The sequence below is a fragment of the Variovorax sp. CCNWLW186 genome (genome assembly GCF_037203865.1).
Lineage (GTDB): Bacteria > Pseudomonadota > Gammaproteobacteria > Burkholderiales > Burkholderiaceae_C > Variovorax.
This window is the reverse complement of the sequence record NZ_JBBCBO010000012.1, coordinates 26,387-41,413: the sequence shown is the minus strand read 5'-3', so window position 1 is coordinate 41,413 and position 15,027 is coordinate 26,387. Positions and strand designations below refer to the sequence as shown.

Annotated in this window: 13 protein-coding genes; 8 read left to right on the top strand and 5 right to left on the bottom strand. The window is 64.5% G+C overall.

Annotated features, from left to right (window positions below):
- Nucleotides 1-66 precede the first annotated feature (66 nt).
- Entirely contained in the window at nucleotides 67-1,185 is a 1,119-nt protein-coding gene (locus V9K97_RS15930) for a 3-deoxy-7-phosphoheptulonate synthase (protein ID WP_126747946.1), read from the top strand.
- A gap of 16 nt (nucleotides 1,186-1,201) precedes the next feature.
- Here V9K97_RS15930 and V9K97_RS15925 read toward each other — a convergent pair whose 3' ends face one another.
- Together V9K97_RS15925 and mpl are read right to left on the bottom strand one after the other, a co-directional pair.
- Entirely contained in the window at nucleotides 1,202-1,711 is a 510-nt protein-coding gene (locus V9K97_RS15925; RefSeq protein WP_157612063.1) for a cupin domain-containing protein, read from the bottom strand.
- Nucleotides 1,708-3,111 carry a UDP-N-acetylmuramate:L-alanyl-gamma-D-glutamyl-meso-diaminopimelate ligase gene (mpl, locus tag V9K97_RS15920; protein WP_258504061.1) on the bottom strand — a complete coding sequence of 468 codons (1,404 nt, stop codon included), beginning with the start codon at nucleotides 3,109-3,111 and terminating at the stop codon, nucleotides 1,708-1,710. The genes V9K97_RS15925 and mpl overlap by 4 nt, the downstream gene beginning before the upstream one ends.
- 101 nt (nucleotides 3,112-3,212) lie before the next feature.
- Here mpl and V9K97_RS15915 point away from each other — a divergent pair, with 101 nt between their 5' ends.
- The 7 genes from V9K97_RS15915 (at nucleotide 3,213) to V9K97_RS15885 (ending at nucleotide 9,652) form a co-directional block, all read left to right on the top strand.
- Nucleotides 3,213-3,812: a hypothetical protein gene (locus V9K97_RS15915; RefSeq protein WP_157612065.1), complete on the top strand. Its 600-nt coding sequence runs from the start codon at nucleotides 3,213-3,215 to the stop codon at nucleotides 3,810-3,812.
- Nucleotides 3,813-4,358, top strand: coding sequence for a TlpA family protein disulfide reductase (locus V9K97_RS15910; protein ID WP_337297368.1), 546 nt, complete (start codon nucleotides 3,813-3,815; stop codon nucleotides 4,356-4,358).
- Between the two features lie 98 nt (nucleotides 4,359-4,456).
- Entirely contained in the window at nucleotides 4,457-4,918 is a 462-nt protein-coding gene (gene accB, locus V9K97_RS15905; RefSeq protein WP_258504063.1) for an acetyl-CoA carboxylase biotin carboxyl carrier protein, read from the top strand.
- A 2-nt stretch (nucleotides 4,919-4,920) separates the two neighbouring features.
- Complete coding sequence (gene accC, locus V9K97_RS15900; protein ID WP_126747952.1) at nucleotides 4,921-6,270, top strand: acetyl-CoA carboxylase biotin carboxylase subunit; 1,350 nt, start codon at nucleotides 4,921-4,923, stop codon at nucleotides 6,268-6,270.
- A gap of 19 nt (nucleotides 6,271-6,289) precedes the next feature.
- Nucleotides 6,290-7,180 (top strand): 50S ribosomal protein L11 methyltransferase, encoded by an 891-nt coding sequence (gene prmA / locus V9K97_RS15895; protein WP_337297366.1) that lies wholly within the window; start codon nucleotides 6,290-6,292, stop codon nucleotides 7,178-7,180.
- A gap of 73 nt (nucleotides 7,181-7,253) precedes the next feature.
- Nucleotides 7,254-8,687: a DUF3426 domain-containing protein gene (locus tag V9K97_RS15890; RefSeq protein ID WP_337319191.1), complete on the top strand. Its 1,434-nt coding sequence runs from the start codon at nucleotides 7,254-7,256 to the stop codon at nucleotides 8,685-8,687.
- 62 nt (nucleotides 8,688-8,749) lie between these two features.
- Nucleotides 8,750-9,652, top strand: a complete 903-nt coding sequence (locus V9K97_RS15885; protein WP_337297364.1) for a carbohydrate kinase family protein — start codon at nucleotides 8,750-8,752, stop codon at nucleotides 9,650-9,652.
- A gap of 97 nt (nucleotides 9,653-9,749) precedes the next feature.
- Here V9K97_RS15885 and V9K97_RS15880 read toward each other — a convergent pair whose 3' ends face one another.
- From V9K97_RS15880 to V9K97_RS15870, 3 genes are all read right to left on the bottom strand, one after another.
- The gene (locus V9K97_RS15880; protein WP_337319189.1) at nucleotides 9,750-10,292 is read right to left on the bottom strand and encodes a histone H1-like DNA-binding protein; all 543 of its coding nucleotides are present in this window, start codon (nucleotides 10,290-10,292) and stop codon (nucleotides 9,750-9,752) included.
- Nucleotides 10,293-10,488: 196 nt separating this feature from the next.
- A complete protein-coding gene (locus tag V9K97_RS15875) occupies nucleotides 10,489-11,661 on the bottom strand; it encodes a ribonucleotide-diphosphate reductase subunit beta (protein WP_126747956.1) in 1,173 nt (390 codons plus the stop codon).
- Nucleotides 11,662-11,839: 178 nt separating this feature from the next.
- Nucleotides 11,840-14,752 carry a ribonucleoside-diphosphate reductase subunit alpha gene (locus V9K97_RS15870; protein ID WP_337297363.1) on the bottom strand — a complete coding sequence of 971 codons (2,913 nt, stop codon included), beginning with the start codon at nucleotides 14,750-14,752 and terminating at the stop codon, nucleotides 11,840-11,842.
- Between the last annotated feature and the right edge of the window lie 275 nt (nucleotides 14,753-15,027).

Below are 15,027 nucleotides of genomic sequence, written 5' to 3'. Positions count from 1 at the left end.
GGTGGCCCAGAGCCCCCGGCGGTTTTTTTATGCCCTGACGATTTCACTCCAACAAGGAAAAGCACCATGAGCACGAACACTGCCCCCGCCAGCGACAGCTGGTATGCGAGCGTCGAAAAAACCAGCAAGACCGACGACGAACGCATCAAGGACATCAACGTGCTGCCCCCTCCCGAACATCTGATCCGCTTCTTTCCGATCCGCGGCACGCCGGTCGAAACGCTGATCGAGGGCACCCGCCGCAACATCCACAACATCATGGCCGGCAAGGACGACCGGCTGCTGGTGATCATGGGGCCGTGCTCAATCCATGACCCGGCCGCCGCGCTCGACTACGCCCGCCGCCTGAAGGTGGAGCGCGAAAAATACGCCGGCACTCTCGAGATCGTGATGCGCGTGTACTTCGAGAAGCCGCGCACCACGGTGGGCTGGAAGGGCCTCATCAACGATCCGTACCTGGACGAAAGCTACCGCATCGACGAGGGCCTGCGCATTGCGCGCCAGCTGCTCATCGACATCAACCGGCTCGGCCTGCCGGCGGGCAGCGAGTTTCTCGACGTGATCTCGCCGCAATACATCGGCGACCTGATCGCCTGGGGCGCCATCGGTGCGCGCACCACCGAGAGCCAGGTGCACCGCGAACTGGCCTCGGGCCTCTCGGCGCCCATCGGCTTCAAGAACGGCACAGACGGCAACATCCGCATCGCCACCGACGCCATCCAAGCGGCGGCGCGCGGCCACCACTTTCTTTCGGTGCACAAGAACGGCCAGGTGGCCATCGTGCAGACCAACGGCAATCGCGACTGCCACGTGATCCTGCGCGGTGGCAAGGCGCCGAACTACGACGCCGAGAGCGTCGAGGCCGCCTGCAAGGACCTGGAAGCTGCCAAGTTGCCGCCCACGCTGATGGTCGACTGCAGCCACGCCAACAGCTCCAAGCAGCACCAGAAGCAGATCGACGTGGCGAAAGACATCGCCAACCAGATCGCGGGCGGATCGAACCGCGTGTTCGGCGTGATGGTCGAGAGCCACCTGCAAGCCGGTGCCCAGAAGTTCACGCCGGGCAAGGACCAGATCGCGGGCCTCGAATACGGCAAGAGCATTACCGACGCCTGCCTGGGCTGGGACGATTCGGTGCAGGTGCTCGACGTGTTGTCGCAGGCGGTCAAGCAGCGCCGGGGATAAACCCGGCTGGGCGGGATCAGAGCATCCCGGCCAGTTCGGGCCAGTGGTGCCGCATGGCGGTGGCTTCATCGCTTTCGGGCGGCACCAGGGAAAAGTCTGCGAAATCGAAGCCGGGGCCGACCATGCAGGCGACCAGTGTGTAGTCGCCGCTCGCGTGGCCCTGGATTGGCCGGGCGGCCTGCCACTGGCCGGCCGGCACCACGTGCTGCGGGCGCGTGCCGTGTGCGTCGACCGGCCCTAGCCGCACGTGCGCCGGCGCGGTGCGCATGGCGGCATCGCACGTCCAGAGCGCCAGCGGCACGCCTTCCAGATGGACCCACACCTCGTCCGAGAGCACCCGATGCCAGCGTGAATGCTGGCCGGCCTCCAGCAGAAAGTAGATGCTGGTGAGCGCGCTGCGCGGCGCGCGGCCGTCTGTGGGAACCACGCTCGCGGCCGAACGGAACACCTCGCTGTACCAGCCGCCCTCGGGGTGGGGCTGCAGCTTCAGGCTCTCGATCAGCTCGCGGGCGCGCATGGCGGTCATGGAGCCGCGGCGCTGCGCAGTGCCGCAAGCAGCTTGTCGTGCACGCCGCCGAAGCCGCCGTTGCTCATGCAGACGATGTGATCGCCAGGCCGCGCCGCGGCAACGATCTGCGCGACCAGCGGCTCGACGGCACCGGCTACCTGCGCGCGGTCGCCCATCGGCGCCAAGGCCGCGGCGGCGTCCCAGTCGAGCCCGGCGGTGTGGCAGAAGGACAGGTCGGCCGCTTCCAGGCTCCATGGGAGCTGCGCCGCCATCACGCCGAGCTTCATCGTGTTGCTGCGCGGTTCGAAGGCCGCGAGGATGCGCTCGCCTTGCTTGCCGGCATCGTCGAGCTTCTTGCGCAGGCCGTCGAGCGTGGTGCGGATGGCGGTCGGGTGATGGGCGAAGTCGTCGTAGACGGTGATTGCGCCGCCGCTGCGCTCGACCGTACCGCGCAACTCCATGCGCCGGCGTACGTTGCGGAAGCTGCCGAGTGCCTTGGCCGCATCGGCCGGCGCAACGCCCACATGCTCGGCCGCCGCTATGGCGGCCAGCGCGTTCATCTGGTTGTGCAGGCCTGAAAGCTCCCATTCAACGCGGCCCACGGCCTCGCCGCGGTACAGCACGTCGAAGGCGTCGTGCGTGCCACGCGCCTGCCATTCACCGCCAGCGCCAAAGCGGGCGAGCCCGCTCCAGCAGCCTTGGCTCAGCACGCGCTGCAAGCTCTCTTCGGTGGCGTTGACCACCAGCCGCCCGCTGCCGGGTACCGTGCGAACGAGGTGATGGAACTGCCGTTCGATGGCGGCGAGGTCATCGAAGATGTCCGCGTGGTCGAATTCCAGGTTGTTGAGAATCGCCGTGCGCGGGCGGTAGTGCACGAACTTGCTGCGCTTGTCGAAGAAGGCGGTGTCGTACTCGTCCGCCTCGATGACGAATGCCGGGCCGTCGCCAAGCCGGGCCGACACGCCGAAGTCGAGCGGAACACCGCCCACCAGAAAGCCCGGCGCCTTGCCGCCTTTCTCGAGCACCCAGGCCAGCATCGACGTGGTGGTGGTCTTGCCGTGGGTTCCGGCCACGGCAAGCACGTGGCGGCCCAGCAGCACGTGCTCGGCGAGCCACTGCGGTCCGCTGGTGTAGGGCTTGCCGGCATCGAGGATGGCTTCCATCAGCGGGAACTTGGGGCTGCCGTCGGGCAGCCGGGCCCTCGAAACCACATTGCCGACCACGAACATGTCGGGTGAAAGTGCCAATTGGTCGGCGCCGAAGCCTTCGATCAGGTCGATGCCGAGCGACCGGAGCTGATCGCTCATGGGCGGGTACACGCCGGCGTCGCAGCCCGTGACCCGGTGGCCTGCTTCGCGCGCCAGGGCGGCCAATCCGCCCATGAACGTGCCGCAGATGCCAAGAATATGAATGTGCATCGGGCGATTCTAGGGAGGCCGCATGCCGCGGCCGCGCCGCAGCCTTGCCCTTTGTACTGATGTTTGGTGTGAGGGCGGCGTAGTGCGGGCAAAATGTTCCGATGGACACGACCACCAAGCGTGAGATCGCCGCCACCGCAGCCCGACTCGTCGTCGAGGAGGGGCTGGAGTACGGCCCGGCCAAGCGCCGGGCGGTGCGAGACCTTGGCCTGTCGTCGCGCACGGCGCTGCCGAACAACGACGAGGTCGAGGCCGAAGTGCGTGACTACATCGCGCTTTACTGCGCCGACACCCAGCCGCAGGAGCTGCATGCCTTGCGGCTGCTCGCGCTCGAATGGATGGAGCGGATGGCGGCGTTCCGGCCGCACATCGGGGGGGCTGTGTGGCACGGCACGGCCACGCGGCTGTCAGACATTTATATTCAATTGTTCTGCGATGATTCCAAGTCGGCCGAAATTGCCCTCATCGACCATCACGTGGATTACGAGCCGCGAATGGTCACCGGATTTCACGGTGAGCAGGTCGAGGCATTGAGCGTGCATGCCGCAAGCCGTGCGCTGGGCGAGGAAATCGGGGTCCACCTGCTGGTGTACGACCTCGACGACCTGCGCGGAGCGCTTCGGCCCGACGCCCAGGGGCGCACACCGCGCGGCGATCTGGCCGCGCTGCGCCGGCTGATTGAAAGAGAAAAGGACAAGTGAATGACTTCTTCGCCCACACGGCGCCGCCTCATGTATGGCGGCGTGGCGGTCGCGGCCGCCGCGGCAGGCTTGGGCGGCGCGTGGTGGCGTGAGCGTGGCGGCAGCACCAAAGGCGAAGTCCTGGATGCCGCCTTCTGGGATCAGCGATTCGACCGTCCGGAGGGCGGTGAACTGGTTTTCTCGAGCCTACGCGGCAAGCCGCTGCTGTTGAATTTCTGGGCCACGTGGTGCCCGCCATGCGTGGAAGAAATGCCGATGATCGATCGCTTCTTCCGCGAAAATGGCGCGAACGGCTGGCAAGTCGTCGGTTTGGCGATAGATCAGCCTAGCGCCGTCCGCAAGTTCCTGCAGAAGACGCCCGTCAGCTACCCGCTTGGGTTGGCCGGTTTGCAGGGTACTGAACTGGTAAAAAGCCTTGGCAACACCGCCGGAGGATTGCCGTTCACGCTGGTTCTTACGGGCGCGGGGACCGTCGCGGCTCGTAAAATGGGCAAGCTCGAGCCCGCCGATCTGGACACGTGGCGACGTGAACTCGTTCACGGTTAGAATCAGATACACCTCGGCATTCGCCGCCAATCGCTAAAGATCAACGATTTTTGGCCAAGTTACATCCTAATGACCGGCAAAGTCGGCACTGGAGCCTCATGGATCTGCGCAAACTCAAGACACTGATCGATTTGGTGTCGGAATCCAATATTTCCGAACTGGAAATCACCGAAACCGAAGGCAAGGTTCGCATCGTCAAGGGCGGCGGCGCTGCCCCGGTGCAATATGTTCAGACCGTGGCGGCACCTGCCGCTGCTCCCGCCGCCGGTGCGCCTGCGGCGCCTGCGCTTGCTGCTGCCGCGCCGGCCGCCGAAGCCGCGCCCGCCGGGCATGCGGTCAAGTCGCCGATGGTCGGCACCTTCTATCGTTCGTCCAGCCCTGGCGCACCGGCTTTTGTCGAAGTTGGCAGCAAGGTCAACGAGGGCGACACCGTCTGCATCATCGAAGCGATGAAGATCCTCAACGAAATCGAAGCGGACAAGTCCGGCACGATCACCCAGATCCTCGGCGAAAACGGTCAGGCAGTCGAATACGGCCAGCCGCTGTTCATCATCGAGTGACCATGTTCAAGAAGATCCTGGTTGCAAACCGGGGGGAAATTGCCCTCCGGATCCAGCGCGCCTGCAGCGAGCTCGGCATCAAGGCCGTGATGGTCTATTCCGAAGCGGACCGCGACGCAAAGTACGTCAAGCTGGCGCAGGAAGCCGTGTGCATCGGCCCCGCGCCATCGTCGCTGAGCTATCTCAACATGCCGGCGATCATCTCGGCGGCCGAGGTCACCGACGCCGAAGCGATTCACCCCGGCTATGGTTTCCTGAGCGAAAACGCCAACTTCGCCGAGCGCGTGGAGCAAAGCGGTTTCCAGTTCATCGGCCCCACGCCCGACAACATCCGCACGATGGGTGACAAGGTCTCGGCCAAGCAGGCCATGATCAAGGCCGGCGTGCCTTGCGTGCCCGGCTCCGAGGGCGAGCTGTCCGACGACGCCGCCACCAACAAGCGCATCGCGCGCGCCATCGGCTACCCGGTCATCATCAAGGCCGCCGGCGGCGGCGGTGGCCGCGGCATGCGCGTGGTGCACACCGAAGCGGCACTGGTCAACGCGATCCAGATGACCAAGGCGGAAGCCGGCGCTGCGTTCAACAATCCGGCCGTGTACATGGAGAAGTTTCTCCAGAACCCGCGCCACGTTGAAATCCAGATCCTGGCCGACAAGCACAAGAACGCGGTCTATCTGGGCGAGCGCGACTGCTCCATGCAGCGGCGCCACCAGAAGGTGATCGAGGAATCGCCGGCGCCCGGCATTCCGCGCAAGCTGATCGAGAAGATCGGCGAGCGCTGCGCGGCGGCCTGCAAGAAAATCGGCTACCGCGGCGCCGGCACCTTCGAGTTCCTGTACGAAAACGGCGAGTTCTATTTCATCGAGATGAACACGCGCGTGCAGGTGGAGCACCCGGTGACCGAGTTCACCACCGGCATCGACATCGTGAAAACGCAGATCATGGTGGCGGCGGGCGAGAAGCTGCCGTTCACGCAGCGACAGATCGAAATGCGCGGCCACGCGATCGAGTGCCGCATCAACGCCGAAGACGCCTGGAAGTTCACGCCGTCGCCGGGGCGCATCACCATGTGGCACCCGCCGGGCGGCCCTGGCGTTCGCGTCGATTCGCATGCGTACACCAACTACTTCGTGCCGCCCAACTACGACTCGATGATCGGCAAGATCATTGTGTATGGCGACACGCGCGAGCAGGCCATGGCGCGCATGCGCACGGCGCTGAACGAAACCGTGATCGAAGGCATCCAGACCAACATTCCGCTTCACCGCGAGCTGATGGTCGACGCCAAGTTCATGAGCGGCGGCACCAACATCCACTACCTGGAAGAGTGGCTGGCGGCACACAAGCGCTGAGCAACACCCGACGCCACCCATGTTTGAACTTCGCCTGATGGCGCCGGAAGACCGGGTCGAAATGGTCAGCGACGCGCTCGACGCACTCGATGCGCTGAGCGTTTCGGTGGAAGACGCCGATGCGCAGACCGATGCCGAGCAGGCGCTGTTCGGCGAGCCTGGCATGCCGCCGCCCAAGGAGGGCTGGCAGCGGTCGCGCGTCATTGCGCTGTTCGCCGACGAAGCCCTTGCCAAAGAGGCTGCGTCGGTGCTCGCGCTGCAAGACTTCTTCGAAGGCTGCGCGGTGCTCGGCGTGGCGCCGGTGCCCGATCAAGACTGGGTGCGGCTCACGCAGTCGCAATTCGCGCCGGTCGAAATCACGCCCGAGTTCTGGATCGTGCCCACCTGGCATGAGCCGCCCGAGCAAGCCAGGCAGTTGATCAGGCTCGACCCGGGGCTCGCTTTCGGCACCGGCACGCACCCCACCACGCGCATGTGCCTGCGCTGGATCGCGAAGCAGGGCGAAGGCGCATTCGGCGACCAGCGCGTGCTCGACTACGGCTGCGGCTCGGGCATTCTTGCCATTGGCGCGGCGAAGTTCGGCGCACGCGATATCGATGCCGTCGACATCGACGAGGCCGCCGTTTCGTCGACCCGCCTCAACGCCGAAGCCAATGGCGTGCGCCTGAATGCCGGCCTGCCGGAAGCGGCCAAGGGCAGCTACAACACGGTGCTGGCCAACATCCTTGCAACGCCGCTCAAGGTGCTTGCGCCCTTGCTGCGCAGCCACGTGGCGCCGGGTGGATCGCTGGTGCTCGCCGGCATTCTCGAGCGGCAGGCCGACGAACTGAAGCAGGCCTACGCGCCCTATGCCGCGCTCGAGGTCAGCGACAGCGAGGACGGCTGGATCCTGATGACGGCTCGCTGCTGAGCAGCGCGGCCGGGATTTCGCACCGTCGCGCACCGCTCGCGAGGCGGGGGCTCAACCCTACAATCGCCCGGTCATGAGCCTTGTCACGCGTTGCCCCGCCTGTGCCACCACCTTCAAGGTGGTGCGCGACCAGCTTCGCATCTCGGATGGATGGGTACGTTGCGGCCGCTGCAGCCATGTGTTCGACGCCACGCTCGATCTGCACGAGGCGCCGGACGGCGTGCCGGGTCCGGCGGCGCCACCTCCGCCTCCGACGGCGCCTTCCGCAAAGGCCGAGGCGGAGCCCGGGCCGTCTGAGCAGCAGCACCCTACGCAGGCCGAGCAGGCCGGGCCGGAGTCTTCGAGTGCGACGGAAGACGCGGACTTCTTCGACGACGAACCGGAGCATGGTGAAGCGTCGGACGCGGTCGCTTCGTCGCCGCTGGAAGAAACGGACGAGCTTCTGCCGCCGGCGCCGCTTCCGGAGACCAGGCCTGCACCGACGCCTGCGCCAAGTTCCGCACCTGCGACGCCGTCCGCGACGGCCTTCGTCCTGCCTGCGCACGGAATCATCGCCGACGAGTTGTGGTCCGACTTCGAGGCCAACGAGCCCGAATGGCGGCCACCTGCGAGCTCGCTGCCCCCGTTTCCGAACATCGACCTGAATCTCGCGGCGCCACCTTCGCCGCCACCACCACCGCCGCCTCCCTTGCCGGCCTTGCGCATCAAGGCTCGCGAAATGGCGGCATCGGCCAGCGTCGAAGACGAAAAGCACGAGGCCGCGCAAGACCGCGACCAGGTGCAGATGCAGAAGGCGCTGCGCCGGGCACGCATCAAGTCGGCCAAGATCGCGAGCGCCAAGGCGCGCGATGAGCGCACCGCCGCAAAGGCGTCCGCGTCGATGGTGAGGCAGGCGAGCGAACTGGACGGCGATTCGGGTCCTCTGCCGCTCCCGGCGCCGCTTCACGAAGCGGAGGATTCGGACAGGGTTCCTTTCTCCGGTGACGAGAAGGCGGACCGTGGCACCGAAGGGTTCTGGCATCGCGGCGTCGTACGATTTGCGCTCTGGTTCTTCGCCGTGCTGGCCGTTCTGCTGTTCGTCGCGCAGGTCTTGCATCACGAGCGCAATGGCATCGTGGCCCGCCAGCCGAACCTGCGCCCCGCATTCGCCGCCATGTGCCGATTGACCGGCTGCGAGCTCACGGCGTTGCGCCAGATCGGCGACATCGTGATCGAAGGCGCCGCCTTCGCGCGCGAGAAGACCGGCAACAACGACTACCGGCTCAGCTTTACCTTGCGCAACGGTGCCACGGTTCCGCTGGCCATGCCGGCCATCGAGCTTTCGCTGCTCGACACGCAGGAGCGGGCAGTGGTGCGCCGCGTGCTGGCGGCTTCGGATTACGGTGCGCCGACGGTGCTTGCGGCGCGCTCCGACCAGGCCGCATCGCTGCCGCTCACGTTGTCCGCAACGGAGGCGGCAACGCTGCCGCCTATTGCCGGCTACCGCGTGGAAGCGTTCTATCCTTAAGCCCGGGTTCGCGCCCGTGCCTCGTTCATTTCATTCATTCATCCTTCAACCAACGGCTCACCATGGCAGCAGTGATTTGCGGTTCCCTCGCGTTCGACACCATCATGACTTTCGAGGGCCGGTTTGCCGACCAGATCCTTCCGGACCAGCTGCACATTCTCAATGTGTCGTTCCTGGTGCCGGGCCTGCGGCGTGACTTTGGCGGCTGTGCCGGCAACATCGCCTACAGCCTCAACGCGCTGGGCGGCACGGCATTGCCAATGGCCACGCTCGGAAGCGACGGAGCCGACTACCTGGAGCGCTTGCGCACGCTGGGCATCAGCACCGAGTTCGTGCGCCAGCTCGACGACACCTTCACCGCGCAGGCGATGATCATGAACGACGTCGACAACAACCAGATCACGGCATTCCACCCCGGTGCGATGCAGCAGGCGCATCTCACGAAGATTGCCGCCCGCGAAGACATCCGCGTCGGCATCATCGCGCCCGATGGCCGCGACGCGATGCTGCAGCATGCCGAGCAATTCGCCGCCGCCGGCATTCCGTTCGTGTTCGATCCAGGCCAGGGCCTGCCGATGTTCGACGGCGAGGCGCTCAAGCACTTCATCGATCTGGCAAGCTGGGTGGTCGTCAACGACTACGAGGGAAAGATGCTTTCGCAGCGCACCGGCTGGAGCCTGGCAGAAATCTCCAAGCGCGTGCGCGGCCTGGTGGTCACGCTGGCGGCCGAGGGCTGCGAAGTGTGGACCGATGGCGAGCGCGAGCACGTGCCGGGCGTAACGCCGACTGCGGTGGTCGAACCCACTGGCTGCGGCGATGCATGGCGCGGCGCGCTGCTGTTCGGCCTGGAGAAGGAGTGGCCGCTCGCGCAATGCGCGGCGCTTGGCAACCGCATCGGTGCGCTCAAGATCGCGCAGCGCGGGCCTCAGAACTACCAGATTGACAAGAAGGCGCTGGGCCTCTGAGCCGCCGCTTGCTCGCTCGCCTTCGCGGGCGGCGCGCATAAAAAAAGCCCGACACCGTGAGGTGCCGGGCTTTTTGCCGTCAAGGCCGCTGAGAAGCTCAGGGCTTGCTGGCCGTCGGAAACGGCCAGGCTGCCTGCGGGTTCAGCGTCGTTTGCGCAGCAGGAGCAGGCGCTGCGGCAGGGGCTGCCTTGGCGGCCTTCTTCGCAGCAGGCTTCTTGGCAGCAGGCTTCTTGGCAGCAGCGGCAGGCTTGGCAGCGGGCTTTTTCGCGGCTTTCTTGGCCGCAGCCTTTTTGGCAGGAGCCTTCTTGGCGGCAGCCTTCTTCGCAGGGGCCTTCTTGGCAGCGGCCTTCTTCGCCGGAGCCTTCTTCGCCGCCGCCTTCTTGGCAGGAGCCTTCTTCGCTGCGGCCTTCTTCGCCGGAGCCTTCTTGGCAGCGGCCTTCTTTGCCGGAGCTGCCTTCTTGGCGGCTACCTTCTTCGCAGGCGCCTTCTTGGCAGCTACCTTCTTGGCAGCGACCTTCTTGGCCGGAGCCTTCTTCGCAGCTACCTTCTTGGCGGGAGCCTTCTTAGCGGCCGCGACCTTCTTTGCCGGAGCCTTCTTTGCAGCGGCTTTCTTAGCCGGCGCTTTCTTTGCAGTTGCCATTTCTATTTCTCCTTGATCAAGTTGAAAAAATCAACCTATTGAAGCACTCCGCGCACGTTGGTAGCGCAAAGCGATTCATGGCGTTGGAATCTGTGCTCCAGCACCATGAACACCTGAGCCCTCGTCCATGCCGCGCTCTTCGGCGCGATCGGTGGCAAGGGCAATTCTTGAATTCATTAATTCTTATCGGAAAGATTCAATCCCAGGAGAGCGCGCCACCCGACTGGTACTCGATCACGCGGGTCTCGAAGAAATTGCGCTCTTTCTTCAGGTCAATCATTTCGCTCATCCAGGGGAACGGGTTTTCCTCGTTCGGGAAGAGCGTTTCGAGGCCGATCTGCTGTGCACGCCGGTTGGCAATGTAGCGCAGGTAGCCCTTGAACATGGAGGCGTTCATGCCGAGCACACCGCGCGGCATGGTGTCTTCGGCGTATTTGTACTCGAGCTCGACGGCCTTCATGAAGAGGGCCTTGATCTCGGCCTTGAACTCGTTGGTCCAGAGGCCGGGATTCTCGAGCTTGAGCTGGTTGATCAGGTCGATGCCGAAATTGCAGTGCATCGACTCGTCGCGAAGGATGTACTGGTACTGCTCGGCGGCGCCGGTCATCTTGTTCTGGCGGCCCAGCGCAAGAATTTGCGTGAAGCCGACGTAGAAGAAGAGACCTTCCATCAGGCAGGCGAACACGATGAGCGACTTGAGCAGCGTCTGGTCGGTTTCGTGCGTGCCGGTCTTGAAGTGGGGGTCGCTGATGGCGTCGATGAACGGGATCAGGAACTGGTCCTTCTCGCGGATCGACGGCACTTCGTTGTAGGCGTTGAAGATCTCGCTCTCGTCCAGGCCGAGCGACTCGACGATGTATTGGTACGCGTGCGTGTGGATCGCTTCCTCGAAAGCCTGGCGCAGCAGGAACTGGCGGCATTCGGGCGCCGTGATGTGGCGGTAGGTGCCCAGCACGATGTTGTTGGCGGCCAGCGAGTCGGCGGTCACGAAGAAGCCGAGGTTGCGCTTGACGATGCGGCGCTCGTCTTCGGTCAGGCCGTTCGGGTCTTTCCACAATGCGATGTCGCGCGTCATGTTCACTTCTTGCGGCATCCAGTGGTTGGCGCAAGTGGCGAGGTATTTTTCCCAAGCCCACTTGTACTTGAACGGCACCAACTGGTTGACGTCGGTCTGGCCGTTGATGATGCGCTTGTCGGAAGCCTTGACGCGCTGCGCTGCGACGGGGGCCGTGGGTTGTGCAATCGACGAAGTCGGAGCGTCCACCGGTCGGCCTGCGGGCAAGCCGCTGGTCGATGCGTGGTGTTGCTGCAATCCTTGTTGCATATCCTTTGGTAAGGAGGGCTTGACTTCTTCGTCCCAGGTCAACATAGAAAAATCCAATGCTCAATTATCGGAGCAACGATGTGAGTTGCAAAGTGCTCGTTCACGTCGCGCTCCATTTATGTGGTTGTTATGTTGCTCTCATGCATCGCGCGATGTCAGTCAATGCCGTGATCGACTGAGAGTTCGCGCGTTGTGCATGGACCTCGCTCTCTTCACTGACGCGTCATTGGCATGCTTCGCAAGTCGGATCGTCCACGCCGCAGAACGCGATGTCGGTTGCGGGAATCGCGTTCATCTGCGCCTTTGCTGCGGCAGCCGCTGCGTCGAGTGCGCTCATGCCCGAAGGTGCATCGCTGCCCGACGACACCGCATTGAGGCGGCCCGATTGCACCGTGGATTTCTCGGCGTGCGTCGCGCTCTGCGTGCGCAGGTAGTAGGTGGTCTTCAGGCCGCGCAGCCATGCGAGCTTGTAGGTGTCGTCGAGCTTCTTGCCCGATGCGCCGGCCATGTAGATGTTGAGCGATTGCGCCTGGTCGATCCACTTCTGGCGACGCGAGGCGGCTTCGACGAGCCACGTGGTTTCCACTTCGAACGCGGTGGCGTAGAGCGCCTTCACGTCTTGCGGCACGCGGTCGATCGGACGCAGCGAACCGTCGAAGTGCTTCAGGTCCATCACCATCACGTCGTCCCACAGGCCCAGGCGCTTCAGGTCGCGCACCAGGTAGTGGTTGATCACGGTGAACTCGCCCGACAGGTTCGACTTGACCGAGAGGTTGCCGAAGCACGGCTCGATGGAGGCGTCGACGCCGATGATGTTCGAGATGGTCGCGGTCGGTGCGATGGCCACGCAGTTGGAGTTGCGCATGCCGTCGGCCTTGATCTTCTGGCGCAGCGCGTCCCAATCGAGGGTGGCCGAGCGGTCGACCTCGACATAGCCGCCGCGTGCTTTTTCAAGCAGGTCGAGCGTGTCGATCGGCAGGATGCCCTTGTCCCACAGCGAGCCCTTGTAGCTCGAGTACTTGCCGCGTTCCTTGGCCAGCTCGGTCGAGGCCCAGTAGGCGTGGTAGCAGATGGCTTCCATCGACTCGTCGGCAAACTGCACGGCTTCTTGCGAGGCGTAGGGAATGCGCAGTTCGTACAGCGCGTCCTGGAAGCCCATCAGGCCCAGGCCGACCGGACGGTGGCGCAGGTTCGAGTCGCGCGCCTTCTTCACGGCGTAGTAGTTGATGTCGATCACGTTGTCGAGCATGCGCATCGCGGTCGAGATCGTCTTCTTGAGCTTTTCCTGGTCGACCTTGCCGTCCTTCAGGTGCTGCAGCAGGTTCACGGAACCCAGGTTGCACACGGCGGTTTCGGTGTCGCTGGTGTTCAGCGTGATTTCGGTGCACAGGTTCGACGAGTGAACCACGCCGGCGTGCTGCTGCGGCGAGCGCACGTTGCAGGCGTCCTTGAACGTGATCCAGGGATGGCCGGTCTCGAACAGCATCGTCAGCATCTTGCGCCACAGGTCCGACGCCTGGATGGTGCGGGCGGGCTTGATCTCGCCGCGCGCGGCCTTTTCTTCGTAGGCGACATACGCCTTCTCGAAGTCGGCGCCGAACAGGTCGTGCAGGTCGGGCACGTTCGACGGCGAGAACAGCGTCCAGGTGCCCTTTTCCATCACGCGGCGCATGAAGAGGTCGGGAATCCAGTTGGCCGTGTTCATGTCGTGCGTGCGGCGGCGGTCGTCGCCGGTGTTCTTGCGCAGTTCCAGGAACTCCTCGATGTCGAGGTGCCAGGTTTCAAGGTACGTGCAGACCGCGCCCTTGCGCTTGCCGCCCTGGTTCACCGCCACGGCCGTGTCGTTCACCACCTTGAGGAACGGCACCACGCCCTGCGATTCGCCGTTGGTGCCCTTGATGTGGCTGCCCAGTGCGCGCACGCGGGTCCAGTCGTTGCCCAGGCCGCCCGCAAACTTCGAGAGCAGGGCGTTTTCCTTGATCGACTCGTAGATGCCGTCCAGGTCGTCGGGCACGGTGGTCAGGTAGCAGCTGGACAGCTGCGAGCGCAGCGTGCCGGCGTTGAAGAGCGTGGGCGTGCTCGACATGAAGTCGAACGAAGACAGCACTTCGTAGAACTCGATGGCGCGGGCTTCGCGGTCGATTTCGTTCAGCGAGAGGCCCATCGCCACGCGCATGAAGAAGGCTTGCGGCAGTTCGATGCGCGACTTGCGCACGTGCAGGAAGTAGCGGTCGTACAGCGTCTGCAGGCCGAGGTAGTCGAACTGGTTGTCGCGCTCGGCCTTGAGCGCCGCGCCCAGGCGGGGCAGGTCGTACTGCAGCAGCTTCTCGTCGAGCAGTTCGTTCTCGACGCCCTTCTTGATGAACTGCGGGAAGTAGTCGGCGTAGGTCTGCGCGCGCTCGGCGGGCATGACTTCGCGGCCGATGATTTCCTTGAAGATCGTGTGCAGCAGCAGGCGGGCGGTCGCGAAGGTGTAGTCGGGGTCTTTCTCGATGAGCGTGCGGGCGGCCAGGATCGAGGCCTTGTACACCTCGTCGAGCGGCACGCCGTCGTACAGGTTGCGCATCGTCTCGGCGACGATCGGTGCGGCGCTGATGCCGTCGCCCAGGCCTTCGCAAGCCGATTCGATCAGGCCCTTGAGCTCGTTAAGGTCGAGCGCCACCCGCTCGCCGCGGTCCAGCACGTGGAGCAGCGGCGCAGCCGGCGTTTCCTGCGTGCCTTGCTTGGAACGCTCTTGCGTGCGGCGTTCGCGATACAGCACATAGGCGCGCGCAATTTCGTGGTGGCCGCCGCGCATCAGGCCGAGTTCGACCTGGTCTTGCACGTCTTCGATGTGGAAGGTGCCGCCGCCCGGACGCGAGCGAACCATGGCGCGGATCACGCCTTGCGTGAGGGCGTCGACCGTTTCGCGCACGCTGGCCGAAGCCGCGCCCTGGGTGCCGTGCACCGCCAGGAAGGCTTTCATCATCGCGATGGCGATCTTGTTGGGTTCGAAGGGAACCACGGCGCCGTTGCGACGGATGATCTGGTAGTGCGCGAGGTTCTGACCGGTAGGCGAGCCAGCAGTGTCTCGTTGCTGCTGCGGCGTCGAGGGAACGGCACGCGGGGTCGATGGGGTGTTCAGGGCTGTTTGCATTCGCTTCCTCTCGGTGTGGCAATTCTTGTTGGGTGGCAATGCCTTGGCGGGGCATTGCGCCGGTGCGTGATGACCGGACGGAAGACACTATATCTAGGGTGCGAAGCGTCTACAACCACTAGATGTAGTGTTTTTTGAGATATTCAACACAGTGGCGTATTTGTTTGGGCGCGGCACTCGGCCAGCGATGCCCCATGAATACTGGCCTATGGTCGCGCAACCCGCGCGGGCTGTGGCTTGCAAGCGGATTTGGGCCTGCAAGGCGCATGGTTGCT

Excerpts from the sequence above, each read along its gene's own strand:
- V9K97_RS15930 (WP_126747946.1), top strand. The coding sequence starts at position 67 with ATGAGCACGAACACTGCCCCCGCCAGCGACAGCTGGTATGCGAGCGTC.
- V9K97_RS15925 (WP_157612063.1), bottom strand. The coding sequence starts at position 1,711 with ATGACCGCCATGCGCGCCCGCGAGCTGATCGAGAGCCTGAAGCTGCAG.
- mpl (WP_258504061.1), bottom strand. The coding sequence starts at position 3,111 with ATGCACATTCATATTCTTGGCATCTGCGGCACGTTCATGGGCGGATTG.
- V9K97_RS15915 (WP_157612065.1), top strand. The coding sequence starts at position 3,213 with ATGGACACGACCACCAAGCGTGAGATCGCCGCCACCGCAGCCCGACTC.
- V9K97_RS15910 (WP_337297368.1), top strand. The coding sequence starts at position 3,813 with ATGACTTCTTCGCCCACACGGCGCCGCCTCATGTATGGCGGCGTGGCG.
- accB (WP_258504063.1), top strand. The coding sequence starts at position 4,457 with ATGGATCTGCGCAAACTCAAGACACTGATCGATTTGGTGTCGGAATCC.
- accC (WP_126747952.1), top strand. The coding sequence starts at position 4,921 with ATGTTCAAGAAGATCCTGGTTGCAAACCGGGGGGAAATTGCCCTCCGG.
- prmA (WP_337297366.1), top strand. The coding sequence starts at position 6,290 with ATGTTTGAACTTCGCCTGATGGCGCCGGAAGACCGGGTCGAAATGGTC.
- V9K97_RS15890 (WP_337319191.1), top strand. The coding sequence starts at position 7,254 with ATGAGCCTTGTCACGCGTTGCCCCGCCTGTGCCACCACCTTCAAGGTG.
- V9K97_RS15885 (WP_337297364.1), top strand. The coding sequence starts at position 8,750 with ATGGCAGCAGTGATTTGCGGTTCCCTCGCGTTCGACACCATCATGACT.
- V9K97_RS15880 (WP_337319189.1), bottom strand. The coding sequence starts at position 10,292 with ATGGCAACTGCAAAGAAAGCGCCGGCTAAGAAAGCCGCTGCAAAGAAG.
- V9K97_RS15875 (WP_126747956.1), bottom strand. The coding sequence starts at position 11,661 with ATGTTGACCTGGGACGAAGAAGTCAAGCCCTCCTTACCAAAGGATATG.
- V9K97_RS15870 (WP_337297363.1), bottom strand. The coding sequence starts at position 14,752 with ATGCAAACAGCCCTGAACACCCCATCGACCCCGCGTGCCGTTCCCTCG.